The organism is Iodobacter fluviatilis, from assembly GCF_900451195.1.
Classification (GTDB): Bacteria; Pseudomonadota; Gammaproteobacteria; order Burkholderiales; family Chitinibacteraceae; genus Iodobacter; species Iodobacter fluviatilis.
The window spans coordinates 1-24,157 of the sequence record NZ_UGHR01000006.1; the positions used below are offsets into that span (position 1 = coordinate 1).

A 24,157-nucleotide genomic window follows, 5' to 3' on the forward strand; every position below is an offset into this window, starting at 1 on the left:
AGAGTTGATCCTGGCTCAGATTGAACGCTGGCGGGCATGCTTTACACATGCAAGTCGAACGGTAACAGGGTGCTTGCACCGCTGACGAGTGGCGAACGGGTGAGTAATATATCGAACGTACCTAGTAATGGGGGATAACTATCCGAAAGGATAGCTAATACCGCATACGCCCTGAGGGGGAAAGAGGGGGATCGCAAGACCTCTCGTTATTAGAGCGGCCGATATCAGATTAGCTAGTTGGTGAGGTAAAGGCTCACCAAGGCCACGATCTGTAGCGGGTCTTAGAGGACGATCCGCCACACTGGAACTGAGACACGGTCCAGACTCCTACGGGAGGCAGCAGTGGGGAATCTTGGACAATGGGCGCAAGCCTGATCCAGCAATGCCGCGTGCGTGAAGAAGGCCTTCGGGTTGTAAAGCGCTTTTGTTCGGGAGGAAATCCTAGTGGCTAATATCCATTGGGGATGACAGTACCGGAAGAATAAGGACGGCTAACTACGTGCCAGCAGCCGCGGTAATACGTAGGGTCCAAGCGTTAATCGGAATTACTGGGCGTAAAGGGTGCGCAGGTGGTTGATTAAGTGTGATGTGAAAGCCCCGGGCTCAACCTGGGAATTGGCATTGCAAACTGGTCAACTAGAGTATGGCAGAGGGGGGTGGAATTCCGCGTGTAGCAGTGAAATGCGTAGAGATGCGGAGGAACACCGATGGCGAAGGCAACCCCCTGGGCTAATACTGACACTCATGCACGAAAGCGTGGGGAGCAAACAGGATTAGATACCCTGGTAGTCCACGCCCTAAACGATGTCTACTAGTTGTTGGGGAATTCGTTCCTTAGTAACGCAGCTAACGCGTGAAGTAGACCGCCTGGGGAGTACGGCCGCAAGGCTAAAACTCAAAGGAATTGACGGGGGGCCCGCACAAGCGGTGGATGATGTGGATTAATCGATGCAACGCGAAAAACCTTACCTAGCCTTGACATGTTGGAATCCCTGAGAGATTGGGGAGTGCCGCAAGGAACCAATACACAGGTGCTGCATGGCTGTCGTCAGCTCGTGTCGTGAGATGTTGGGTTAAGTCCCGCAACGAGCGCAACCCTTGTCCTTAGTTGCTACCATTTAGTTGGGCACTTTAAGGAGACTGCCGGTGACAAACCGGAGGAAGGTGGGGATGACGTCAAGTCCTCATGGCCCTTATGGCTAGGGCTTCACACGTCATACAATGGTCGGTACAGAGGGTTGCCAAGCCGCGAGGTGGAGCTAATCTCATAAAACCGATCGTAGTCCGGATTGGAGTCTGCAACTCGACTCCATGAAGTCGGAATCGCTAGTAATCGCGGATCAGCATGTCGCGGTGAATACGTTCCCGGGCCTTGTACACACCGCCCGTCACACCATGGGAATGGGTTTCACCAGAAGTAGGTAGGCTAACCGTAAGGAGGCCGCTTACCACGGTGGGATTCATGACTGGGGTGAAGTCGTAACAAGGTAGCCGTAGGGGAACCTGCGGCTGGATCACCTCCTTTCAAGAGAAGACTTTTGGATTGAGTACTCACACTCATCGACTGTAGGTTTAGGGATTGTTGATTAGGATTCAGAATTGATGTGATTTAATAAAGTCACATTTATTCTGGTTTCTAAAATCAGCAAGACAGTAACTTGATCTTTAAAAAAATAGAAGAAGTAATACTCAAATTTAGAAATAAATAAGGGTAGATTGTATCAAAATCGATTGTTCGAAGTCAGAACTGAATAATCGATGTCGCAAACAAAGCGAAATCAGATACTTCGAATTGTATTAACTTTGTTGATACGTGTTTGAGGTTATAGGATCAAGCGACTAAGTGCATCTGGTGGATGCCTTGGCGATGATAGGCGAAGAAGGACGCGTTAGCCTGCGAAAAGCACGGGGGAGCTGGCAAATAAGCATTGATCCCGTGATATCCGAATGGGGAAACCCGGCCCTTTTGGGTCATCCATGACTGAATACATAGGTCATGAGAAGCGAACTCGGCGAACTGAAACATCTAAGTAGCCGAAGGAAAAGAAATCAACCGAGATCCCAAAGTAGTGGCGAGCGAAATGGGAAGAGCCTGCATGTGATAAATCAAACTTTAGTGGAACAGTCTGGAAAGTCTGGCGACAGTGGGTGATAGCCCCGTACACGAAAAAGATTGGTTGGTACTAAGCATGCGACAAGTAGGGCGGGACACGAGAAATCCTGTTTGAAGATGGGGGGACCATCCTCCAAGGCTAAATACTCATCATCGACCGATAGTGAACCAGTACCGTGAGGGAAAGGCGAAAAGAACCCCGGGAGGGGAGTGAAATAGAACCTGAAACCGGATGCATACAAACAGTGGGAGCCCTTGCAAAATGGGGTGACTGCGTACCTTTTGTATAATGGGTCAGCGACTTACGTTCAGTAGCAAGCTTAACCGAGTAGGGGAGGCGTAGGGAAACCGAGTCCGAATAGGGCGCATAGTTGCTGGGCGTAGACCCGAAACCAAGTGATCTATCCATGGCCAGGATGAAGGTGCGGTAACACGCACTGGAGGTCCGAACCCACTAATGTTGCAAAATTAGGGGATGAGCTGTGGATAGGGGTGAAAGGCTAAACAAACTTGGAAATAGCTGGTTCTCCTCGAAAACTATTTAGGTAGTGCCTCATGTATCACTGACGGGGGTAAAGCACTGTTATGGCTAGGGGGTCATCGCGACTTACCAAACCATGGCAAACTCTGAATACCGTCAAGTGCGAGCATGGGAGACAGACTGTGGGTGCTAACGTCCATGGTCAAGAGGGAAACAACCCAGATCGCCGTCTAAGGTCCCAAATAATCAGTTAAGTGGAAAACGAGGTGGGAAGGCATAGACAGCCAGGATGTTGGCTTAGAAGCAGCCATCATTTAAAGAAAGCGTAATAGCTCACTGGTCGAGTCGTCCTGCGCGGAAGATGTAACGGGGCTCAAACTGATAACCGAAGACGCGAATATGCACGATGTGCATATGGTAGAGGAGCGTTCCGTAGGCCTGCGAAGGTGTCTTGAGAAGGATGCTGGAGGTATCGGAAGTGCGAATGCTGACATGAGTAGCGATAATGCGGGTGAAAAGCCCGCACACCGAAAACCCAAGGTTTCCTGCGCAACGTTCATCGGCGCAGGGTGAGTCGGCCCCTAAGGCGAGGCAGAAATGCGTAGTCGATGGACAACGGGTTAATATTCCCGTACCGATATAAAGTGCGATGGGGGGACGGAGAAAGGTAGGTCAGCCCACTGTTGGAATAGTGGGTTTAAGCGAGTAGGCGTGTGGCTTAGGCAAATCCGGGCTGCTTTAACGCTGAGACGTGACGACGAAGTCTTCGGACTGAAGTGATTGATCCTATGCTTCCAAGAAAAGCCTCTAAGCTTCAGCTTTATATTGACCGTACCGCAAACCGACACAGGTGGGTAGGAAGAGAATTCTAAGGTGCTTGAGAGAACTCAGGAGAAGGAACTCGGCAAATTATCACCGTAACTTCGGGAGAAGGTGAGCCCATATTAGGTGAAGGCCCTTGCGGCTGGAGCTGACATGGGTCGCAGAGAAATGGGGGCTGCGACTGTTTATCAAAAACACAGCACTCTGCAAAGTCGAAAGACGACGTATAGGGTGTGACGCCTGCCCGGTGCTGGAAGATTAAATGATGGGGTGCAAGCTCTTGACTGAAGTCCCAGTAAACGGCGGCCGTAACTATAACGGTCCTAAGGTAGCGAAATTCCTTGTCGGGTAAGTTCCGACCCGCACGAATGGCGTAACGATGGCCCTACTGTCTCCTCCTGAGACTCAGCGAAGTTGAAATGTTTGTGAAGATGCAATCTCCCCGCTGCTAGACGGAAAGACCCCGTGAACCTTTACTGTAGCTTTGCATTGGACTTTGAAGTGGTTTGTGTAGGATAGGTGGGAGACATTGAAGCATGGACGCTAGTCTGTGTGGAGTCGTCCTTGAAATACCACCCTGACCCCTTTGAGGTTCTAACCTTGGTCCGTTATCCGGATCGGGGACCGTGCATGGTAGGCAGTTTGACTGGGGCGGTCTCCTCCCAAATTGTAACGGAGGAGCTCGAAGGTCGCCTAGGTACGGTCGGACATCGTACTGATAGTGTAATGGCATAAGGCGGCTTAACTGCGAGACAGACAAGTCGAGCAGGTGCGAAAGCAGGACATAGTGATCCGGTGGTTCTGAATGGAAGGGCCATCGCTCAACGGATAAAAGGTACTCCGGGGATAACAGGCTGATTCCGCCCAAGAGTTCACATCGACGGCGGAGTTTGGCACCTCGATGTCGGCTCATCACATCCTGGGGCTGTAGCCGGTCCCAAGGGTATGGCTGTTCGCCATTTAAAGTGGTACGTGAGCTGGGTTCAAAACGTCGTGAGACAGTTTGGTCCCTATCTGCAGTGGGCGTTGGAAATTTGAGGGGGGCTGCTCCTAGTACGAGAGGACCGGAGTGGACAGATCTCTGGTGTACCGGTTGTCACGCCAGTGGCATCGCCGGGTAGCTAAATCTGGAAGAGATAAGCGCTGAAAGCATCTAAGCGCGAAACTCGCCTCAAGATGAGATTTCCCCAAGGCTTTAAGCCTTTTAAAGGGTCGTTCGAGACCAGGACGTTGATAGGTCGGGTGTGGAAGCGCAGTAATGCGTTAAGCTAACCGATACTAATTGCCCGTAAGGCTTGATCCTATAACCTGAAGCGCGTGTGTGCGACGGTATAATCTACCCAAGATTAGAGCTGAATTTGAGAAACAAGCAGTACAAAGTAATATATTACTTCTTCTATTGAACTGAACGCGTTGCAGAGTAGTAAGTGCAACGAGTTAACCCGTTAAAGTCTGGCGACCATAGCGAGGTGGTCCCACTCCTTCCCATCCCGAACAGGACAGTGAAACACCTTAGCGCCGATGATAGTGCAGATTACCTGTGTGAAAGTAGGTCATTGCCAGACACCCTAAGCCGTACCAAGACCCCCGTACTCGAAAGAGGCGGGGGTTTTGCTTTGCGCGGAAGAAATGCGCGCTGTAGCTTAATAAGCTTCTGTGGTTATCTGTCGGGATACCCAGTAAGTTGTGCAACTTTGGCAGGTCGGTGTGTTGTCCCTCGCTGAGTCCTTGCGCCGTGGCGACAAGTTCGACAAGTTTTATTGTTTGCTGTCGGTTTGCTTTTATCTCTCTTTTGCATTTTTGACATAGGTGGAGTTTTTAATACTTAAAATCGTGTAAGCTATTTGACGCTGATTTGTACTTGTGGAAGAAGGTGAGGAGATGGCGAGTCAATTTTTGCAGATTATTGCTGTTCAGTTAAGCAAGCTTAACGCTGGGCGTGAGCGTTTGTTGCTTGGGCAGCATAATAGTGCTTTACATGATTTTCGAGTTGCATTGCGTAGTTTGCGCTCTTTGCTGCCTATCGTACTTAAGCGTTCTAAATGCCTAGATGGCAGGGTTCTTGCTGCTTGGAAGGCTTTGGCTCAATTGACCAGCCCTGTGAGGGATGCTGAAGTATTGCTCTTACTTTTGGGTGGGAAAATGAGCGAGGTGGAGAGGATCAGGTTAGCTGACAGCCTTGATGAAGGTATGACTTCGATTCGGGAAGCTTTAGCGGGACCGGATTTTGCGGTGCTTGCGCAAATTACATTGCAGCAGTGTCGTTTAAGAATAAAAAATTGTGACAGCGGTGTTTTAAAACGCCGGATTAAGCGGCAGGCTAAGCGTTATTCAAGGTTATTGGATAAGGCAGCAAAAAATAAGCGGCCTTCGCTTGAAGAATGGCACGAGAGAAGATTGACTATTAAACACTTGCGTTATCTGTCTTTACTTGCCGCTCAATGGCTGCCGCAAAGAATCAGTGAGTTACAGTTGCCACTTAAAAAGGCTCAAACAGTCATTGGTAAATTACATGATGCAGAGTTAATTGCGCAATTTGTGGGTGAAAAGAAAATTAAAAAAACATTTCTGGAAAATGCACAGAATGCTTGGTTAACATTGCTCATTGTGAATAGAGCAATTTTGTAAATGGCAGAGGGCAGCTCTATTTAGTCTTTTTTCCGAAAGGCCCAAGCGGCGGCTAGAATTAGAATGAGTACAATGATACTTACGATTATCCAAAATCCATGTGGATGCTGAGCAAGCGGAATGCCACCCACATTCATCCCCATTAATCCTGCAATAATATTGACGGGCAGGGCCAGCACTGTGACGACAGTGAGAATATAAATGCTGCGGTTGGTTTGTTCATTGACCTTGGCGGCTATTTCTTCTTGTAAGAGTTTAATGCGCTCGACTAGGGCTGCAATATCGCTGAGAACGGCTGAAAACTCTTCGGTTGACTGGCGTAAATCTTGTATGTCGCGATGGCTGACCCATTCTGGAGGCCTGTTTAGCAGCCGGAAAAGAGCCGCTGGCTCCGGGGCCAGCAAACGGCAAAGGCGAACCAATACGCGCCGCAGCGCGCCCAAATCACCTAATTTTATTTTTGGACGGTTCGTGAGCAGGTTATCCTCTTCTTTATCTACTTTGATGGCTGCTTCCCGTACGATTTGCATTAAGACATCGGCTTGATCGCGTAATAGATTGACCATTAAATCTGCGGGTGAGCGAAACAGGATGCCTGCCCGCACGTGGTCGCGCAGTTTATCAATAGAGCGTAGTGGCTTGATGCGCGCCGTAATCAACAAATGCCGGTCTGCACTCATCCAGAGTGTTGATGTATCAGATGCATTAAAAGCAAAATCAAATAAAACATCATTCACAACGCCAATTAAGCTGCGATCTGCGTATTCAATGCGGGTAGATTGAGATCCTTCATGCAAGGTTTCAAAAAATTGTTCTGACAGTGCCAGATTAGATTTAAGCCATTTTTCTGTTGCGCTATTACTCAGATTAAAATGCAACCATAGATATTCTTCTGACATTTCATTAGATGCATTGGCAAGATATTGTTTGATTTGCCCGGACTCTATTTGCTTGCCGGGCAAGCCGGGCAGAAACAGATAGCCGCAAATCATGCCTGTTTGATCAGACCCATAATTGCCCACAAGATTAGTTGCCATTGCATCCGCTTAATATAAAGACAGGTTTGGGGAAGTGCCTTAATAAATATTAGCTTTTATTTATTGCATTAAAAATATGAAATGGGCCTCTATTCAAAGACTTGGCCCGTTGACAGACATGTATAAGAATTCATCTATACATCATGTAGGTGACTTAATACGGTAATGAATGGTTTATAAAATGGGTGTTTTATCTATCCGCAGATCCATACACCATGTTCAAACCTTCGATTCTGGCTTGTAGTCTTGCTCTGGCATTAAGCGCTTGTGGTGGTAGCGATGATGTAACTCCTGAAGCAGCAAAGCCTGCTTTATTAACGCTAGATGGCCAAGCGCCTCTGGTTATTGGTCATCGTGGTTTGCCGGGCTTATTTCCTGAAGAAACCAAGCCTGCTTACGAAGGTGCTGCAGATGCAGGCGCAGATTCTTTAGAGCTGGATCTGCATATGACGAAGGACTGTGTATTGGTGGCCCGTCATAACCCTTGGCTGAGTGACAATACCAATGTGGCGGATGTGGCTAAGAGCGTGCCGGAAGTCGCTGCTCGCAAGCGGACTACACCGGGTGTTTTAGTTAACGTGAAGTACGATGTGGCAAAATTTGGCGGACCTGCTCAATATTTAAGCGATTTAGTTGATCCTAAAGATCCTAAATCTGTACTGAAAGCCTTGGTTGTTGATGGCGAAAATCATATAAATGATTGGTCGATTACTGATTTTACTGCTGCTGAGCTGAAGAAATGGTTTGGTGGTACAAGCTATGATAATGCGGCTGAGCGTGTCCAAGCGACGGCTCAGAATGGAAAGTACCCTATCTTAACCATGCAGGAAGTGATCGATATTGCGAATGCCAAGGCCAAAACAAGTGGCCGTGCCATTAGTATTTATCCGGAATTAAAAAACCCAGTTTGGAATAATGCCCAGGCAAAGGCAAATGGTTGCGGCACTGGTGAACGGCCATTTGAAGATGCTTTTCTTAAGCTGATCAATGACAATAAGCTCAATAGCAAAACCGCCCCGATCTTTGTGCAGAGTTTTGAGCCAGGTACGCTCAAATACCTGCGTGCAGCAGGCATGACGGCCCGTTCGGTGCAGCTGATTGACGGTAACGATATCAACTACAAAACGGGTGAAGTGATTTATCTGCAGCCTGATGAATATAATTTTGTGGATGGCCGCCCGTATAGCTGGACCGTAGCAGGGGATGCACGTTACTTTGGTGAAATGCTCACGCCAGCGGGCCTCGCAGAAATTAAAACCTACGCAGATGGTATCGGCCCATGGAAGCCACAAGTGATGGCACACACGGTGGTGCCTTATGTTGAAAAGAGTGGCTTAGCAACGGTGACTAATGTTGCTCCGACCCGTGTGATTGCAGATGCGCATAAGGCAGGCTTGTTTGTGCATGTTTATACCTTCCGTGATGAAGCGAAGCGTTTGGCTGGCGTTTATAAAGGCGACCCGGCTGCTGAGTTTCTGGCTTATTACCGTGCGGGTGTAGACGGTGTTTTTGCTGATTTCTCTGGCACGGCCTTTGCGGCACGCGCGGCTTATCTGAAAGAAATGAAGCGTTAACTCGTTTTGCAGGATAGAAGGGAGCCTTAGATTTTATAGGCTCCCAAAAAAAAACGGCTTTGCTGTTATTGCAGCAAAGCCGTTTCACGTGGAACAGGGCCTTTATGCATCAGCCCATAATATGAAAGCCCCCATCAATATAGATCGTGCCACCAGTAATCAGTTTGGCGCTGTCTGAAGCAAGGCCAGCACAGGCTGCCCCCACGTCTTCGATGCTGACCAGTGAGCGGCTTGGAGCTTCGGCCGCCGCTTTGTCGAGCAGCTCATCAAACTCTGCAATACCTGATGCCGCACGGGTTTTTAGTGGGCCAGGGGAGATAGCGTGCACGCGAATCCCCTTTGGGCCCAGCTCTGCTGCGGTATAGCGGCAGACCGATTCCAAGGCTGCCTTTACAGGGCCCATGATATTGTAATTTTTGATTACTTTTTCTGCGCCGTAATAGCTCATGGCAAATAGCGTGCCGCCTTTATCCATCAGGGGCTCAGCAAGACGGGCCATTTCGATAAAGGAGTAGCAAGAGACTTTCATCGCCGTATGGAAGTCTGCTTCTGTAACATCGACGACACGGCCATGCAGGGCCTCTTTGGGGGCAAAGGCAATCGAGTGGATGGCAAAATCCAAGTGGCCCCATTTTTTGCGGACTTCTTCAAAGACGGCTTCCATTTGCCCCGGCTGCAGCACATCCAAAGGTAAAAAGAGTGAAGCACCAAGCCCGGTAGCCAGTGGCTCTACAAAGGGGCGGCCTTTGTCGTTGATATAGGTAATGGCTAGCTCAGCACCTCTTTGCTGAAAAGCTTTTGCGCAACCGTAGGCAATAGAATGCTGGTTGGCGATGCCGATAATAATTCCTTTTTTGCCTGCCAGTGTTTCATGGGGGAGATACTGAGTTGGGTCATCTTGCGTCCTTAATAGTTTGGTTCAGATGGGGCCAAGGCGATGGCAGGCTCTGGTAAATTGGTTTCGGCGCTCGGTCACAACCCTAGCTGGGTTCGAGTATGCCGGGCAATCATGAGTTCCTCATTACTAGGAATTAACCATGCAGTAGCGGGGCTGTCTATCGCACTGATACAGAACTCATGTGCTTCATTTGCGTGCTCATCAAGCTCTATACCCAACCACTGAGCCTGCTTGCACACACGCTGACGGATAAGCGCACTGTTTTCACCGATGCCTGCAGTAAAAACTAACGCATCCAGACCATTCATACATGCCGCTAGTGAGCCCAGCTCCTTGCTGATCCGGTGTACAAAATAATCAATGGCAAGTGCCGCTTGTGGCTCCGTGCTGTCGAGCAAAATACGCATATCACTGCTGATGCCGGAAAGCCCCAGCAGGCCAGAGCGTTTATACAATAGCTCTTCTACCTGCTGAACGCTGAGTTGTTCCTGTTGAAGTAAATACAAAACCACGCCCGCGTCTAAATTGCCGGTGCGTGTGCCCATCATCAGGCCATCTAGCGCCGTAAAACCCATGCTGCTGGCGACGCTTTTGCCATTTTGTATGGCACACATGCTTGCCCCATTGCCCAGATGAGCAATCACAACTTTGCCTGCAGCAACCTCCGGCTCTTGCTGCCTGAGCACAGAAGACACATATTCGTAAGAGAGCCCATGAAAGCCATAGCGGCGAATGCCGCGCTCGTAACAATTGTAGGGCAGGCCAAACAGCTGATTAATCTGATTCTGGCTGCGGTGAAAGGCCGTATCAAAACAGGCCACCTGAGGCAAATCCGGGCGTATTTCTGCAACTGCACGGATCGCTGCCAGATTATGAGGCTGGTGCAGGGGGGCAAGTGGCGCGAGTGCCTCCAGTGCGCTCATTGTGCCGGGGGTGAGCCGCAAAGGGGCTGCATAGTGAGCGCCGCCATGCACTACGCGGTGGCCAACACCGAGCAGCTTAAGATTGGCATATCTGCTGCGCAGCAGGTTGCCGATGGTTTGCAGGCAATAGGCATGATCAATATCACTGGCGGTTAATAGCTCATCAGCAAGGATTTGTTTGTGATGATCTTTAGCCACAAAGTGCGGTTTTATTCCTATGCCTTCAACCTGGCCTTGGGCCATCAGATGCAGATCACTGGCGGCTTCATACTCAAACAAAGCAAATTTAAGGCTGGATGAGCCTGCGTTCAAAACCAGAATGGCCTTCGTCATTGCTTTCATCCTTATCAGCAGGGAGGCGGGCTGTTGTGTGCATTGGTGATGATGCAGGCAATGGCACAGGAGGCGAGCTTAGTGCGGTCGTTATCCGCACGGCTGGTCAGTATGATCGGTACTCTTGCCCCTAATACAATGCCAGCAGCATCGGCATTGCTCATAAAGGTCAGTTGTTTCGCCAGAATATTGCCTGCTTCCAGATCGGGTACAAGTAAGATATCTGCATCACCTGCCACTATAGATTCGATTTTTTTGATACGGGCAGATTCAAAACTAATGGCGTTATCTAAGGCGAGCGGGCCATCGAGCGTTGCACCTGTGATTTGCCCTCTGTCGGACATCTTGCACAGGCTGGCCGCATCAAGCGTAGACAGAATTTTAGGATTAATGGTTTCTACTGCCGATAAAATCGCCACTTTAGGCTTAGCAATGCCAAGGACATGGGCAAGATCAATGGCGTTCTGGCAGATATCGAGCTTATCGAGCAGATCGGGGTAGATATTGATTGCGGCATCGGTTACCAACAGTGTTTTATGGTAAGTCGGCACATCCATAATGAAAACATGGCTGATGCGGCGCTCGGTACGCAGGCTGCTTTTTACGACGGCACTCATCAGCTCATCAGTATGTAGGCTGCCCTTCATCAGAATAAGCGCCTCACCACTAGTGACCAGCTCAACGGCCCTGCTGGCGGCGGCATGGCTGTGTGGTACATCTTCAATGCGTAAGCCCGCGATATTTAAACCATATTGCTCTGCTACGGCGAGGATTTTGTTTTTTGGCCCCACCAAAATAGGCTGCAACAGGCCCTGTGCCGCAGCATCAATGGCTACTTTAAGTGAGGATTCATCGCATGGATGGGCAATCGCCGCACTAAAGGTTGGCAGCTTGTCGCAGCGCTCCAGCAGCAGCTCGAATGCATTATGAGTCTGAACGCTTACAAGCCCAGCATCAGGGCGAACCAGCGTGATTTTTTCTGTGGGGGCAACGACCTTGGCGACGCCGGTCATAATCGTTTGACCATGCTGATTTAGGCAGAGGCAATCAAAGCTGATGATATGGTCTTCCGGAAATTTTTCCCGGACGGTGATACTGATTTCCAGCGTGTCGCCTAAAATGGCGGCAGTGTGAAACTGCAGACTTTGCCCCGCATAAACCGTTCCCGGCCCCGGTAACTGGCTGCCTAAAATGCCGGATACCTGCGCTCCCAGCCACATACCAGGCGCTGTGGCACCGCTAAACCCGGCATTGCTTGCAAAAGCGGCCTCAAGATGGGTGGGGTTGAAATCTCCGGCTACGGTGGCAAACAGCTGAATATCCCGCATGGCCAGTGTGTGCTGGATGCCGGCGTAGTCGCCAATTTCTATCTCATCAAAACAGCGGTTTTGTAAGGTGATCATGCGCTCATGCCTCTATGAAACTTTCTTTGCAGCTGTTTTTGCCCGGCTGGTCTTAACCCCCAGCAGCTCTTTCGCTTTAATGGCGAGCGGGGAGTTTTCATCTTCAAGCTCTGGTGTCAGCATAGTGACTGTGCCGACGATTTCCAGTGCGCGTTTACGTTCTGCCAAGGTTTTTAATAGTTTAGGAAGGGTGGCAAGGCTGCGTGCGCTATCTAGCGTAATCAGCAGCGTTTGCTCTTCAACTGCTTTACGCCACTGAGCGGGATCGATTTCTTGCAAGCTGGTTTTGATGGATTCACCAATCAGGAAAGAGCGGCGCTCTATCCCGCCGCTGTGGTGCATAGCAAGCACAAACAGACGGGCAAGGCCTTCTGTAAACCCGCCCGCTTCAAATTGAGGCCCGGCATCTGCTTTTAAGGTATCTAAGCGTTGCTCTGCAACTTCCCGTGTTTTTTCTTCAACAGGGGCTGCTGGCGGGAAAAATGCGCCTAATCCAAGAGGGCCATAAACTGTTTTAACAAAGCTGACCGTGGCAGCATTGCGTAAATCACGATAAGTATTCAGTGCGTCAATAATCAGCCCAGAGGTTTGCTTTTCTAAATTCAGGAAAATATTATCTGCCGATACCGGCTGGCGGTATTGCCTGATTTGACTGGCTTGCAAGGCCACACCGGCCATCAGCGGGTTAAAGTCGGAGTAAGCGTAGCGCTTTAAATTATCTGGGTTGAGCTTGCGCGACCATTCGCCCATTTCAGGTGTGATAAAAGCCTGTAAAACAGGGCGCAGGGTGTTTTTATAAATGGCATCATTGATCTCAGAAACCTGTGCCACCGTACTGAAAATGGCCTCATCTTCGCGGGTATCCGGATCCACCTGGCGTAGCTGCTCTATTGTTCGTGTTTCAAAGCTAACGGTGTAGTCGCCTTGCTCCAGCTCTGAATAGGGTAAATCAGCTGCTTTTGTATCAATGACCATTTCGTATAAACCCGGGGGCAGGGCTTCAACCATATCCATTACATTTACAAGCTCTGCATGCTGTTTGCGTGCCACTTTTCCGCCCACAAAAATCCCCAGATGCCCCACATCTTTATGCAGCAGATAAACAATAATCTGGCCTTCTTCCACAATGGCACTTTCGTGGCCGTAGAGATCGATAATCCAGTTTAAGGCCTGCGCAGGCGGGGTAATATCATCTCCCCATGAGGCGAACACTACAATGGGCGAGGTGATTTTGCGTAAATTCAGGCTGCTGCCATCAGGCGTTTGAATTTGCCCGCTGGCCAGTTTATTGCCGATAAAAAGCTGATTTACGATGGCTTCTATTTCACTGCCTGTCATCCGGAAATGCCCGCCCCACCAGCGCTCAAACTCTAAGTAGCGAGGGGCTTCGCTATCGATATTGGCGTATAAATGGTATGGCTTACCCCAGAGCGTATTGGCCGGATTCAGGTTTTCAAAGTTTTTAACCAGGTGCGCGCCATCAAATACTCCGCCTCCCAGATCTGCAGTTAATGCGGCCAGCCAAGAGCCACCATTAACGCCGCCAGCATAGCGCATAGGGTTTTGTTGATCAGAGCCTGCCCAGTAAGAAAGCGGCGCTCCATTGAGCACGATGGGCCCCATGATTTCCGGGCGTAAAGCGGCCAGCCCGGCAACGGCCCAGCCCGCTTGGCAGTTACCAATAATGCAGGGTTTGCCGCTTGCTTTGGGGTGGCGTCTGATCACCTCTTCGATAAAGAGCGCCTCGGCTTGCATAACGTCCCGCAGGCGCTGGCTAGGTACCGGATCAGGATAAAAGCCCACAAAATAAACAGGGTGTCCGGCCCGTAATGCCACGCCAACCTGAGAGTCGGCTTTAAAGCCGCCTATCCCGGCACCATGGCCCGCTCTTGGATCAATAATGACATAAGGGCGTTTTGTCTCATCCGTATTGATTTTGACGGGTGACAGTACGCGCAGCAGCATATAGTTGCATGGCTGGCTCAGATCCCGTCCATCAATGAGTAATTCATAATCAAAAGCGAGCAGGGGAGGTTTGCCATTCTGAGCATGGGCAATGGAGATATTGCCCCGCTCCCGCATTACATCAAGAAAAAGGGCAGAGCGCTGAGTGGTGTCTACACAATATTCCCATGCTTGTTCCAGCAGGGACAAAGAGGACGGAAAGGTCGTTTGGGTCATCGCACCACTCGCTGTAAGAAAATGTTGAAATAGGCTGTATTTGTAAGTTAATGATTAATAAGGTAAAGAAATGCCCGGCAGATAGTAAATAAGGATAAAGATACTGACAAGCTAAATGGAAAACATGACAGCAGTATGTATGCTTTAAACTGTGTATTTTTGTGCCGTAATAGAAAAAGAGTGTGATTTATTGCTGGCCGGGTATGCTTGACGCAGGCTTTAGTAACGTCGTTTACTGTGGCCTCTAGGGCTTATGATAAAGCCCACGCCTTCGATATTATTTAAATGGCTAGTTTCTGCAATGGAGTTTTCATGCGTGGCTTAGTGCCGGTGATCGAATCCTTATTGGATACAGATTTATATAAATTTACGATGATGCAAGAAATTTTGCATCATCAGCCAGAAACACAAGCTATTTACGCATTCAAATGCCGGAATACACCGGCATTACCTTTGGCATTGCTCAAAAATGAAATAGAAGCTCAGCTGGATCATCTCTGCTCTTTACGCTTTGGCGAATCAGAATTAGCCTATCTGGGTAAATTGCGATTTATTAAATCTGATTTTGTTGATTTCTTGCGTTTGTTTCAGTTGCAACGGCGGTTTATCAGTATCTCCGTTTCTGAATCAAATCCGGATCTTTTGGATATTCGTGTCGCCGGCCCCATGCTGCATTGCATGTTGTTTGAAATCTATGTGCTGTCGATTGTGAATGAAGTTTATTTCCGGCAGTTTCCGGCTGAGCCTGCCTTGGCGACGGGCCGGGCCCATTTGCAGGCTAAATTAGCAACATTAAAAAACCTTTCACAGCAGGCAATGCCAGCCAACCCGTTTGTATTTTTTGATTTTGGCACACGCCGCCGGTTTTCCCGCGTATGGCATGCAGAAATGGTTGGTTTACTGGTTAAAGAGGCCTGCCCCTATTTTCGCGGTACCAGTAATGTTTTATTGGCGATGCAATATGGTGTAACGCCCATTGGCACGATGGCACACGAATATATGCAAGCTTTTCAATGCTTTGGATCCCGCTTACGTGATTTCCAAACAAATGCGCTTGAGCATTGGGTGCGGGAATACCGGGGTGATCTGGGTATCGCCCTGACGGATGTAGTGGGGACGGATGCTTTTTTACGTGATTTTGATTTGTATTTTTGTAAATTATTTGATGGATTACGCCATGATTCAGGCGATCCGTTTGAATGGGGCGAGAAAGTGATTGCTCATTACAAAAAAATGAACATTGATTATGGCACCAAGCAATTAGTTTTTAGCGATGGCTTAACTTTAGATAAATCGATTGCCCTATACCGGCATTTTGCGCCGCGCATGCGTACGGGTTTTGGCATAGGCACGCATTTGTCGAATGATTGCGGGCAAAATCCTTTACAAATAGTGATGAAGTTGGTTTCATGTAATGGACAGCCTGTCGCTAAAGTGAGCGATACAGCGGGTAAAGGAATGTGTGAAGATGAAAATTTCCTTAATTACCTCTGTGATGTTTTCCAAATAAGCCGCCAGTAATCGGTATGCATTGAAATATGCTTGCTGGCAATTAATACACCTCCTTTCTTATAAAGCATAGTGCTAAGATAGCAGGCTTCAATCCGCTTGATAGGTCACTCTGCTTTTTGCAGATCATTTATGCTTTTTGAAACTAATCGTTCATATCTGGCTTCTTTGCCGCGCTTTGCTCAGGATCCGGCACATTTTCAAACCCTGCTGACAACGCACAGCTTTCGCGAAAAGCTGCTGGAGCTGATTGCTGGGGCACAAACCCGGATCTATATTGCCGCATTGTATTTGCAGCAGGATGAAGCGGGTGCTCAGATTTTAGAAGCGCTCTACGCGGCACGTGTGCGTTGCCCTGATTTAGATATCCGCATTTTTGTGGATTGGCATCGCGCGCAGCGTGGGCTGATTGGTGCGGGTGCGCAGGCGGGGAATGCCGCTTGGTATCAGCAAGAGCGCTTAAAGCATGATCTTAATCTGCCAATTTATGGCGTGCCCGCACAAACCCGCGAGCTATTTGGTGTATTGCATCTGAAAGGCTTTATTTTTGATGATGCCGTGGTTTATAGCGGGGCCAGTTTGAATAATGTGTATTTACATGTTGGCGATCGCTATCGTTATGACCGGTATCATGTAATTAAAAATGCTGCTTTAGCCGATAGTATGGTTAATTATTTGCAGACCGAATTCCTCAATAGCAGCGCTGTTTATCGCTTGGATTTAGACCCTATTCCAGGTACAAAACAAATCAGCCCGGATATTCGTCAATTCCGTCAGCGGCTTAAATCAGCCCATTATGCAACGCATCATGCGCAGGATGAGGTATCCGGGCTGGGTATTACTCCGGTGGTGGGGGTTGGAAAGCGTAATCCGCTTAATCGCCTGATTATTAAATTATTAGGTGCGGCAAAACATCATGTACAAATCTGTACGCCTTATTTTAATTTGCCCCGAACAGTGATTAAAGAAATAAACCGCTTACTGCAAAAAGGTGTAAAGGTCGATATTATCGTTGGCGAGAAAAAGGCCAATGATTTTTATATTCCTGAAAGTGAGCCATTTAAAACCATTGGCGCTTTGCCCTATTTATATGAAACGCATTTACGCCGTTTTGCCAAAGTGCATCAGCTAGATATACACCGTGGCCAGCTGAATCTGATGCTCTGGAATGACCCGGGGCATAGCTATCATTTGAAAGGGATTTGGGTTGATGACGATTATATTTTGCTTACCGGCAATAATCTGAACCCACGTGCCTTTAGCTTGGATTTGGAAAACGCACTTTTAATTCATGATCCAAAACATGAGTTAAAAGATCAATTGCAGCAAGAGAAAGCTGAAATTGCTAAAAACACCACGCGTATTGCCTATTATCGCGAGCTAGAAACCGTGCTGGATTATCCGCCGCCGGTTAAAAAACTGCTGACCCGCTTATCACGCTTCAGGGCCGACAGATTGATTTCCAGATTGCTGTAAATTACCTGCTCCCAAAAAAAACCACGGCTTGTTTGCCGTGGTTTTTTATTGCCTGAATATTATTCAGTTTATTTCCAGATCACCAGACAATGGTTTTTCTTACCACGGCGCAGCAGGGTGTAGTTGCCATAGCGGCGATCTGCATCGCTCATGTTATAAGCTACGTCGCTGATTTTGGCTCCGTTGATAATCACCGCGCCGCTCTCAATAAAGCCACGAGCCTGGCTTTTGGAAGTGGCCAGCTCGCCAGCTACCAGTGCATCCAGCAGGCCGGTCTGATCTTTATTGATTTCAATATGCGGCAGGCCATCCAGCGCCAGCTGTTCAAAATCGTCTTCTGTGAGTGAATTTTGATCTTCTGAAAACAGGCTTTGGCTGATGCGCTGTGCTGCAACTACGGCATCTGCACCATGCACCAAGGTGGTGACTTGTTCAGCCAGAATACGCTGGCCTTCCGGCTTACCTGCCGCAGCAATATCAGCGGCTTCGATGGCATCAATTTCAGTGGTGCTGAGGAAGGTGAAGTAGCGCAGGAACTTGTAAACGTCTGCATCGGCGGTGGTCAGCCAGAACTGGTAAAACTTATAGGGCGATGTTTTTTTTGCATCCAGCCAGATGGTGCCAGACTCAGTCTTACCAAATTTAGTACCGTCAGACTTAGTGACCAGCGGCATGGTCAGGCCAAACACCTGCTGCTGATTCATTCGGCGGGTGAGGTCGGTTCCCGCAGTGATATTGCCCCACTGATCAGAGCCACCAATTTGCAGCTCACAGCCGTGCTGTTTATTTAGCTCTACAAAGTCGTAACCTTGCAGCAGGCTGTAAGTGAACTCGGTGAAAGAGATGCCAGAATCGTCGCGGTTAATCCGCTGTTGCACGGCTTCTTTTTTGATCATGGCGTTCACGGAGAAGTGTTTGCCAATATCGCGCAGGAAAGTCAGCACGTCCATCTTGCCAAACCAATCATGGTTATTGGCCATAATAGCGGCATTGCTGCCTTCAAAATTGAGGAAAGGCTCAACTTGCTTACGGATTTTGCCCACCCAGCTGTCGATAATATCGAGGGTATTGAGCTTGCGTTCGGTGGCTTTAAAGCTAGGGTCGCCAATCATACCGGTGGCACCACCTACCAGAGCAATCGGCTTGTGTCCTGCTTCTTGGAAGCGTTTGAGTACCAGGATTGGCACTAAGCTGCCGATATGCAGGCTGTCTGCCGTGGGGTCAAAGCCGCAATAGAGGGTAATGGATTTCTCAGCCAGCCGTTTTTCTAAGGCATCGCCATCAGTCAGTTGGGCGATCAGACCACGTGCTTGTAAATCACTGATTAAATTCATTTCACTCTTGCTCCGGTTTATTGTATTTGGATCTGATATAGATTTCTAAACCCAAATCTTGAACTACGGAGTAAAGGAGAGCACGGAGGATCACGGAGAAAACCTTAAGGCAAACAATCAATTTATAGAATAAGCAAACTCAGCTACACATTGCTATTTCTTTGGTGATTGTCATTCCAATGGTTTTCTCCGTGGAGCTCCGTGTTCTCTGGTGCCTCCGTGGTTCAAGACTTGGGTTGTATAATTACAGTGTTTCTTTTAACGCCAAAGCCTGCTCTAAAGCGGCGTCCACATTGCTGGCCAGCACATTGTAATGGCCCATTTTGCGGCCGGCGCGGGCTTCTTTTTTGCCATAGAGATGTAGCTTGGTGTTCGGCGCTGTCAGCATGATTTCCCAGTTGGGCTCGCTGCCGTCATCATGCCAGACATCGCCCAGCAGATTGACCATTACCACCGGCGTGTGTAAATCCGGCTTGCCGGGGTAGAGGCCACACATGGTGCGTACTTGCTGCTCAAACTGGCTGCTAAAGGTGGCATCCAGCGTGTAATGGCCGCTATTGTGCGGGCGCGGTGCCATTTCGTTGATAACCAGCGAGTCGTCTTCCAGTACAAAGAATTCAACAGCAATCACACCGATATAATCGAGCTTTTCAACCAGCTGGATCGCCATATTGCGGGCTTGTTCAGTGATTTCTGTGCTGATGCGGGCAGGCACGATGGAGATATCCAAAATGCCATCGGTGTGGATGTTTTCTGCCGGAGGGAAACAGGCAATCTCGTTGGCAGCGCTGCGGGCCACAATCACCGAGACTTCGGCTTTCAGTGGCAGCATTTTTTCCAGCACACAGGGCTGATGCTTCAGTTCGGATAAGGCGTAGCGGGCTTCTTCTAGGTTTTTAATCCGTACCTGGCCTTTGCCATCGTAGCCATTGCGGGCGGTTTTTAAAATACCTGGTAAATAGGGGCTAAGGTCTTGTTCCAGATCGCCAGAATTTTCAATAATAAGAAAAGGTGCGGTGGCGAGGCCTGCATCCCGGATAAAGTTTTTCTCTTTCATCCGGTCTTGTGCAATAGCGACGGAATCACCGGACGGGCTGACTTTTACGCCTTGGCTGGCTAGCCAGCGCATGCTGTCGGCGTTAACGTTTTCAAATTCGGTCGTGACGGCCACGCATTGTCTGGCAAGTGCAGCCAAGGCTTCCGGATCGGTATAGGGTTTGCAAAGATGGATATCGGCGATCTCGGCGGCAGGTGCGGCCGGATCAGGGTCGAGCACGGTCACCCCATAGCCCATGGTTTTAGCTGCCATCGCAAACATACGGCCAAGTTGGCCGCCGCCCAGAATACCCAGCATTGCAGGTGGCAGAATTGGCTTAGTGGCCATCTTATCAATCCTTGTCTTGTCTTTGTTTTACGCCCTGCAGCAGAGCAACACCCCAGAGCCCCCAGCCAAAAATGGCGCCTAAAACTAAGGCTAAAGGGAGGATTTGAATCATGGCGGTGATAAATGATTTTTTTTCAAAAAAGCTGATAGCCAAAGAAAACAGCAGGCCAAAAGGCAGCCCCCAACAGAAGGCACCTCGGTAAAAAACGCTGAATAAAAAGCCTTTTTCTTCCAGCTCTGCCAGTAATTCTTTGGCGGGCTTCATACTACTTCAGGTAATTCCATCGCCAGAACGGTTTCTTTTTGCTCTGTTCTGAAAGCAGCCAGCTTGGCCGCCAGCTCTGGAATAGCGTTGGCAAGCAAAGAAATCGCAAACAGTGCAGCATTCGCAGCGCCAGCTTCGCCAATGGCAAAAGTAGCAACCGGAATACCCTTAGGCATTTGCACAATGGAAAGCAGCGAATCTTCGCCTCGTAAATATTTAGATGGAACAGGCACACCCAGCACAGGAATCGTGGTTTTTGCTGCAATCATCCCTGGCAAATGAGCCGCTCCGCCTGCGCCCGCAATAATGCATTGCAAGCCGCGGCTGGCGGCGGTTTCGGCGTATTCAAACAATAAATCAGGGGTGCGGTGCGCAGAGACAACGCGGCATTCAAATGCCACGCCAAAGGCTTTTAGTTGCTTAGCGGCATGCTGCATGACTTCCCAGTCACTATTGCTACCCATTACAACGCCGACTTGAATCATGGGTTTCCCCCGAGTAAAGAATGAATGTTACCGAAAAAATGAGAATAAGGGACAGTTTCAATCGCCCTTTCGCCCAAAGAGTACTGTACTTCATGGTGTAAACGGCTATTTGCAGATGAAAAATCGTGCTTTTTATCTAAATATTAGTAAATGCTAATAAATAGATTGACCCCTTATGCCTGCTAAGGCATTCTGCGCTCCGCGGTGCATGTACCGTGTAATTCGCAATGAATTTAAAACGCTGGAAGGCTTGCTTTCCAGCGTCTTTTTTTATCTAAGCATTTGCAAATTGTGCGGCATGCATTCTGCAATACATGCCATTGTTGGCCATCAGCGTTTGATGAGTGCCACTTTCAACAATCTTGCCCTGCTGCATGACAACGATACGGCTGGCGTTTTCGATGGTAGAAAGCCGGTGGGCAATCACTAGCGTGGTGCGGCCCTGCATCAGGTTTTCCAGTGCGTCTTGCACCTTGCGCTCGGATTCGGTATCCAGCGCGCTGGTGGCCTCGTCCAGAATCAGAATCGGCGCGTCTTTATAAATGGCGCGGGCAATTGCCAAACGCTGGCGCTGGCCACCAGAGAGGCGCATGCCGTTTTCACCCAGAAGGGTATTTAAGCCTTCTGGCATGGCATCGATAAACTCCAGCGCATGGGCGGCCTTGGCCGCCTGGCGTACCCGCTCCATATCAATTTCACTGCCGTAAGCAATATTGGCCGTCACGCTGTCATTGAACAGAACCACGTCTTGGGAAACGAGCGCAATTTGCTGGCGCAGATTGCCCAGCTGGTAGTCGGTGAGCGGCTGCTGATCAATCAGAATTTGCCCGCTGCTGACATCGTAAAAGCGTGGCAGCAGATTGGCCAGCGTGGTTTTCCCGCTACCAGAGCTACCGACAAGCGCAATCGTTTCACCAGGCTGGATATCGAGGCTAATGCCGTCTAGCGCCTGCTTGTCCTCATCGTCGTAGCTAAAGTGGATATCTTGCAGGCTGATCGCACCTTTAACGCGCGGGCTTTGCAGCTGGCCCTGATTGGGCTCGATGGGCTGATCCAGAATCGCAAAGACCGATTCACCCGCGGCCAGGCCCTTATGCAGGCTTTCGTTCACCTTGGTCAGGTTTTTGATGGGTTGTTGCAGCATCATCATCTGAATCATAAAGGCAACGAAGGAGCCTGCGGTTAATAGACCATCCTGAGCGCGTAGGCTGGCGTAATAGATGATGACGGCCAAAGTGACGCCAATCAAAAACATAATCAGGCCGGAATTCATGCTGGAAGTAATCGCCTGCTTAATGGATAGGCGGCGCACATTATTATTGGTTTGGCCAAAGCGGGTGGTCTCGTAGGAAAAACCGCCAAAGATTTTGATAATGCGCTGACCGGATAAGCTCTCATCCAGAATCTGCGTCATCTTGCCCATCGCAGCCTGCGTTTCGCGCGAAAGTCGGCGCTGGCGTTTGCCTGCCACGCTGATACTGATGGCTACGCCCGGTAATAAAATCAGGCAGAGCAGGGTGAGCTGCCAATCCAGCAGTAGCATGGAAACCAGCAGAAACACCAGTAGCAGCGAGTCTTTGACCAGCACGGTGAGCACCTTGGTCCCCGCATCCATGATCTGGTTGACGTCAAAGGTCACTCGCGACAGCAATACTCCTACCGAGGTTTGATCAAAATACTTCACTGGCAGGCTGAGCATACGGCTGAACATTTTGCTGCGCAGATCATGCATTACCCGGGAAGAAACCCAAGCCGTGGTGTATTCATTGCCAAAGTTGGAGATCAGTCGCAGCAGGGCAAGCCCCAGGATCTGCGCAGGTAAGAGCCAGGCCACATTATCTGTGAGGGTAGAGGGTTTTAAGTTTTGGTCTAACAGCGGTTTGAGCAGCAGCGGCAGACCGGCATCAACTGCGGCAGCGACAGCCAGACAGACGATAGAGATGGCGACCACATGCCAGTGTGGGCGAATTTCACCCAGGATGCGCAGATAAAGTGCTCGGTTACTCGTCGATTTCATGAGTATGCCTGAAGGTTGATACTGGAAAGGGGGCAAATTATACGCTGTATCATAGCGGGCAGTTGCAGGCTGGCATTGTTTAACAGTGCCCATCAATTGCAAAGAGCGCCTTGCATTTCAGGCGCTCTTTTTTGCAGCTCAGTCGCATTATTATTCGCCCTGTCGCAGCGCTATGTCAGTGAATGTTGGGCTTTGTTACATTTAGCTTTGTTTAAGTGCCAGCTAAGAAAAACTTACAGGTCGCCGTACTTGCTTTGCAGTAGTGCGGCAATAACCGGGGCAACCGTTTCGGTGCGGAAAATTCTGGGTCCAAGCATCAGTGGGGTGTAGCCCGCAGCAATAGCCAGTGATTCTTCTTGAGTAGAGAAACCGCCTTCTGGCCCAATCAAGACGGTGGCGCTGGCTGCCGTGGCGGGCAACTGCTCTTGCCGGATCGCGCCAATTGGGGATAGCAAGAGTTTTAGTTCGGCGTTTTGGGCCAGAGCCTGTTCAAATTTAAGAATCGGCAGGATGGTGGGTACGCGGGTGCGGCCACATTGCTCGGCAGCAGAAACGGCAATGGCCTGCCAGTGGGCAAGGCGTTTTTCGGCTCGCTCACCACTCAGGCGCTGTTGGCAGTATTCGGAAATGATGGGTTGAATCTGGCTTACGCCCAGCTCACTGGCTTTTTGGATGGTGTAATCCATACGATCACTGGCTGAAATGGCTTGTAGCAGGGTGAGTTTTAGCGGGGATTCCCGATCTTGCTCATCCCAAGCCAGCACTTCGACACTGACATGGCGTTTACCCATTTCGGTGACGCGTGCGGCGTATTCACCGCCCTGACCGTTAAATAAAATGATGTTGTCATCGGGCTGCAAGCGCAGCACTTGCACATGGCGGGCAACACTTTCAGGCAGGTTAAAGCCAAGGCCAGTGGCCAGTGGCATATCAAGGAAAAATCTGGGCATATCCACCTCGTGCATTGGAGGAGTTGGTATACCGCAAGGCGGCAGGGGATTCAAGTCCGAGCTTAGAGATGGAGCTTAGTCTGGCTGCTGATGTGGGGCAGCAAGGCCCGAATACTCGGGCATGAAGGGCGCAGTGAGGGTGGCGTTTTACGAATAATCATTGCGCAATATGATCGGCTTTAAACCATGCTGCGCCTTGAGCATGCGCTGTGTTTCGCTGTGATGTATTGATTAGGTACAAATTTAATACAATCTATCTAAGCCTCATGACATCAAATTGCAGCAGAATATGCTGACGGCCTGTATGGTTGTGGCATTATTCTTTTGCTTAATGTTTAACCCCT

16 protein-coding genes and 3 rRNA genes are annotated in these 24,157 nt (G+C 49.4%); 7 read left to right on the forward strand and 12 right to left on the reverse strand.

Annotated elements, in window-relative coordinates:
- The 4 genes from DYD62_RS21725 to DYD62_RS21740 form a co-directional block, all read left to right on the forward strand.
- A 16S ribosomal RNA gene (locus DYD62_RS21725) occupies window positions 1-1,525 on the forward strand; the annotation flags it as partial.
- A 304-nt stretch (window positions 1,526-1,829) separates the two neighbouring features.
- A 23S ribosomal RNA gene (locus tag DYD62_RS21730) occupies window positions 1,830-4,719 on the forward strand.
- Between the two features lie 148 nt (window positions 4,720-4,867).
- Window positions 4,868-4,981, forward strand: a 5S ribosomal RNA gene (gene rrf, locus DYD62_RS21735).
- A 298-nt stretch (window positions 4,982-5,279) separates the two neighbouring features.
- Window positions 5,280-6,044: a CHAD domain-containing protein gene (locus DYD62_RS21740; protein ID WP_132038714.1), complete on the forward strand. Its 765-nt coding sequence runs from the start codon at window positions 5,280-5,282 to the stop codon at window positions 6,042-6,044.
- A 20-nt stretch (window positions 6,045-6,064) separates the two neighbouring features.
- Here DYD62_RS21740 and DYD62_RS21745 read toward each other — a convergent pair whose 3' ends face one another.
- The gene (locus DYD62_RS21745; RefSeq protein WP_115230015.1) at window positions 6,065-7,081 is read right to left on the reverse strand and encodes a transporter; all 1,017 of its coding nucleotides are present in this window, start codon (window positions 7,079-7,081) and stop codon (window positions 6,065-6,067) included.
- Window positions 7,082-7,296: 215 nt separating this feature from the next.
- On the opposite strand from DYD62_RS21745, the gene DYD62_RS21750 reads away from it, so the two are divergent.
- Window positions 7,297-8,655, forward strand: a complete 1,359-nt coding sequence (locus DYD62_RS21750; RefSeq protein WP_115230016.1) for a glycerophosphodiester phosphodiesterase family protein — start codon at window positions 7,297-7,299, stop codon at window positions 8,653-8,655.
- Window positions 8,656-8,764: 109 nt separating this feature from the next.
- On the opposite strand, the gene fabI is transcribed toward DYD62_RS21750, so the two are convergent.
- The 5 genes from fabI to DYD62_RS21770 all read right to left on the reverse strand — a co-directional run bounded on the left by fabI (window position 8,765) and on the right by DYD62_RS21770 (window position 14,393).
- Window positions 8,765-9,472, reverse strand: a complete 708-nt coding sequence (fabI, locus tag DYD62_RS21755) for an enoyl-ACP reductase FabI (RefSeq protein ID WP_233702999.1) — start codon at window positions 9,470-9,472, stop codon at window positions 8,765-8,767.
- On the reverse strand, window positions 9,424-9,552 hold the full coding sequence (locus DYD62_RS24280) for a hypothetical protein (protein ID WP_267896140.1): 129 nt from the start codon (window positions 9,550-9,552) through the stop codon (window positions 9,424-9,426). The genes fabI and DYD62_RS24280 overlap by 49 nt, the downstream gene beginning before the upstream one ends.
- 75 nt (window positions 9,553-9,627) lie before the next feature.
- Window positions 9,628-10,809: an acetate/propionate family kinase gene (locus DYD62_RS21760; protein ID WP_115230018.1), complete on the reverse strand. Its 1,182-nt coding sequence runs from the start codon at window positions 10,807-10,809 to the stop codon at window positions 9,628-9,630.
- Between the two features lie 14 nt (window positions 10,810-10,823).
- Window positions 10,824-12,212 carry a bifunctional enoyl-CoA hydratase/phosphate acetyltransferase gene (locus DYD62_RS21765; protein WP_115230019.1) on the reverse strand — a complete coding sequence of 463 codons (1,389 nt, stop codon included), beginning with the start codon at window positions 12,210-12,212 and terminating at the stop codon, window positions 10,824-10,826.
- Window positions 12,213-12,224: 12 nt separating this feature from the next.
- The gene (locus DYD62_RS21770) at window positions 12,225-14,393 is read right to left on the reverse strand and encodes a DUF3141 domain-containing protein (RefSeq protein ID WP_115230020.1); all 2,169 of its coding nucleotides are present in this window, start codon (window positions 14,391-14,393) and stop codon (window positions 12,225-12,227) included.
- A 312-nt stretch (window positions 14,394-14,705) separates the two neighbouring features.
- Between DYD62_RS21770 and pncB the strand changes: the two genes are divergently transcribed.
- Window positions 14,706-15,914, forward strand: coding sequence for a nicotinate phosphoribosyltransferase (pncB, locus tag DYD62_RS21775; protein ID WP_115230021.1), 1,209 nt, complete (start codon window positions 14,706-14,708; stop codon window positions 15,912-15,914).
- 120 nt (window positions 15,915-16,034) lie between these two features.
- On the forward strand, window positions 16,035-17,378 hold the full coding sequence (pssA, locus tag DYD62_RS21780) for a CDP-diacylglycerol--serine O-phosphatidyltransferase (RefSeq protein WP_115230022.1): 1,344 nt from the start codon (window positions 16,035-16,037) through the stop codon (window positions 17,376-17,378).
- A 68-nt stretch (window positions 17,379-17,446) separates the two neighbouring features.
- Here the strand turns inward: pssA and tyrS are convergent, their stop codons facing one another.
- The 6 genes from tyrS to DYD62_RS21810 all read right to left on the reverse strand — a co-directional run bounded on the left by tyrS (window position 17,447) and on the right by DYD62_RS21810 (window position 23,813).
- Complete coding sequence (gene tyrS, locus DYD62_RS21785; RefSeq protein ID WP_115230023.1) at window positions 17,447-18,712, reverse strand: tyrosine--tRNA ligase; 1,266 nt, start codon at window positions 18,710-18,712, stop codon at window positions 17,447-17,449.
- Window positions 18,713-18,956: 244 nt separating this feature from the next.
- Complete coding sequence (locus DYD62_RS21790; RefSeq protein WP_115230024.1) at window positions 18,957-20,096, reverse strand: 5-(carboxyamino)imidazole ribonucleotide synthase; 1,140 nt, start codon at window positions 20,094-20,096, stop codon at window positions 18,957-18,959.
- Window positions 20,097-20,100: 4 nt separating this feature from the next.
- A complete protein-coding gene (locus tag DYD62_RS21795; RefSeq protein ID WP_115230025.1) occupies window positions 20,101-20,361 on the reverse strand; it encodes a hypothetical protein in 261 nt (86 codons plus the stop codon).
- Window positions 20,358-20,846 (reverse strand): 5-(carboxyamino)imidazole ribonucleotide mutase, encoded by a 489-nt coding sequence (purE, locus tag DYD62_RS21800; RefSeq protein WP_115230026.1) that lies wholly within the window; start codon window positions 20,844-20,846, stop codon window positions 20,358-20,360. The genes DYD62_RS21795 and purE overlap by 4 nt, the downstream gene beginning before the upstream one ends.
- Before the next feature lie 274 nt (window positions 20,847-21,120).
- The gene (gene msbA / locus DYD62_RS21805) at window positions 21,121-22,863 is read right to left on the reverse strand and encodes a lipid A export permease/ATP-binding protein MsbA (protein ID WP_115230027.1); all 1,743 of its coding nucleotides are present in this window, start codon (window positions 22,861-22,863) and stop codon (window positions 21,121-21,123) included.
- A 233-nt stretch (window positions 22,864-23,096) separates the two neighbouring features.
- Entirely contained in the window at window positions 23,097-23,813 is a 717-nt protein-coding gene (locus DYD62_RS21810; protein ID WP_115230183.1) for a 16S rRNA (uracil(1498)-N(3))-methyltransferase, read from the reverse strand.
- Window positions 23,814-24,157: the final 344 nt, after the last annotated feature.

Coding starts and splice junctions, on each gene's coding strand:
- DYD62_RS21765 (WP_115230019.1), bottom strand. CDS start 12,212: ATGATCACCTTACAAAACCGCTGTTTTGATGAGATAGAAATTGGCGAC.
- pncB (WP_115230021.1), top strand. CDS start 14,706: ATGCGTGGCTTAGTGCCGGTGATCGAATCCTTATTGGATACAGATTTA.
- DYD62_RS21770 (WP_115230020.1), bottom strand. CDS start 14,393: ATGACCCAAACGACCTTTCCGTCCTCTTTGTCCCTGCTGGAACAAGCA.
- DYD62_RS21810 (WP_115230183.1), bottom strand. CDS start 23,813: ATGCCCAGATTTTTCCTTGATATGCCACTGGCCACTGGCCTTGGCTTT.
- DYD62_RS21790 (WP_115230024.1), bottom strand. CDS start 20,096: ATGGCCACTAAGCCAATTCTGCCACCTGCAATGCTGGGTATTCTGGGC.
- purE (WP_115230026.1), bottom strand. CDS start 20,846: ATGATTCAAGTCGGCGTTGTAATGGGTAGCAATAGTGACTGGGAAGTC.
- DYD62_RS24280 (WP_267896140.1), bottom strand. CDS start 9,552: ATGACCCAACTCAGTATCTCCCCCATGAAACACTGGCAGGCAAAAAAG.
- msbA (WP_115230027.1), bottom strand. CDS start 22,863: ATGAAATCGACGAGTAACCGAGCACTTTATCTGCGCATCCTGGGTGAA.
- tyrS (WP_115230023.1), bottom strand. CDS start 18,712: ATGAATTTAATCAGTGATTTACAAGCACGTGGTCTGATCGCCCAACTG.
- pssA (WP_115230022.1), top strand. CDS start 16,035: ATGCTTTTTGAAACTAATCGTTCATATCTGGCTTCTTTGCCGCGCTTT.
- DYD62_RS21750 (WP_115230016.1), top strand. CDS start 7,297: ATGTTCAAACCTTCGATTCTGGCTTGTAGTCTTGCTCTGGCATTAAGC.
- DYD62_RS21745 (WP_115230015.1), bottom strand. CDS start 7,081: ATGGCAACTAATCTTGTGGGCAATTATGGGTCTGATCAAACAGGCATG.
- DYD62_RS21795 (WP_115230025.1), bottom strand. CDS start 20,361: ATGAAGCCCGCCAAAGAATTACTGGCAGAGCTGGAAGAAAAAGGCTTT.
- DYD62_RS21760 (WP_115230018.1), bottom strand. CDS start 10,809: ATGACGAAGGCCATTCTGGTTTTGAACGCAGGCTCATCCAGCCTTAAA.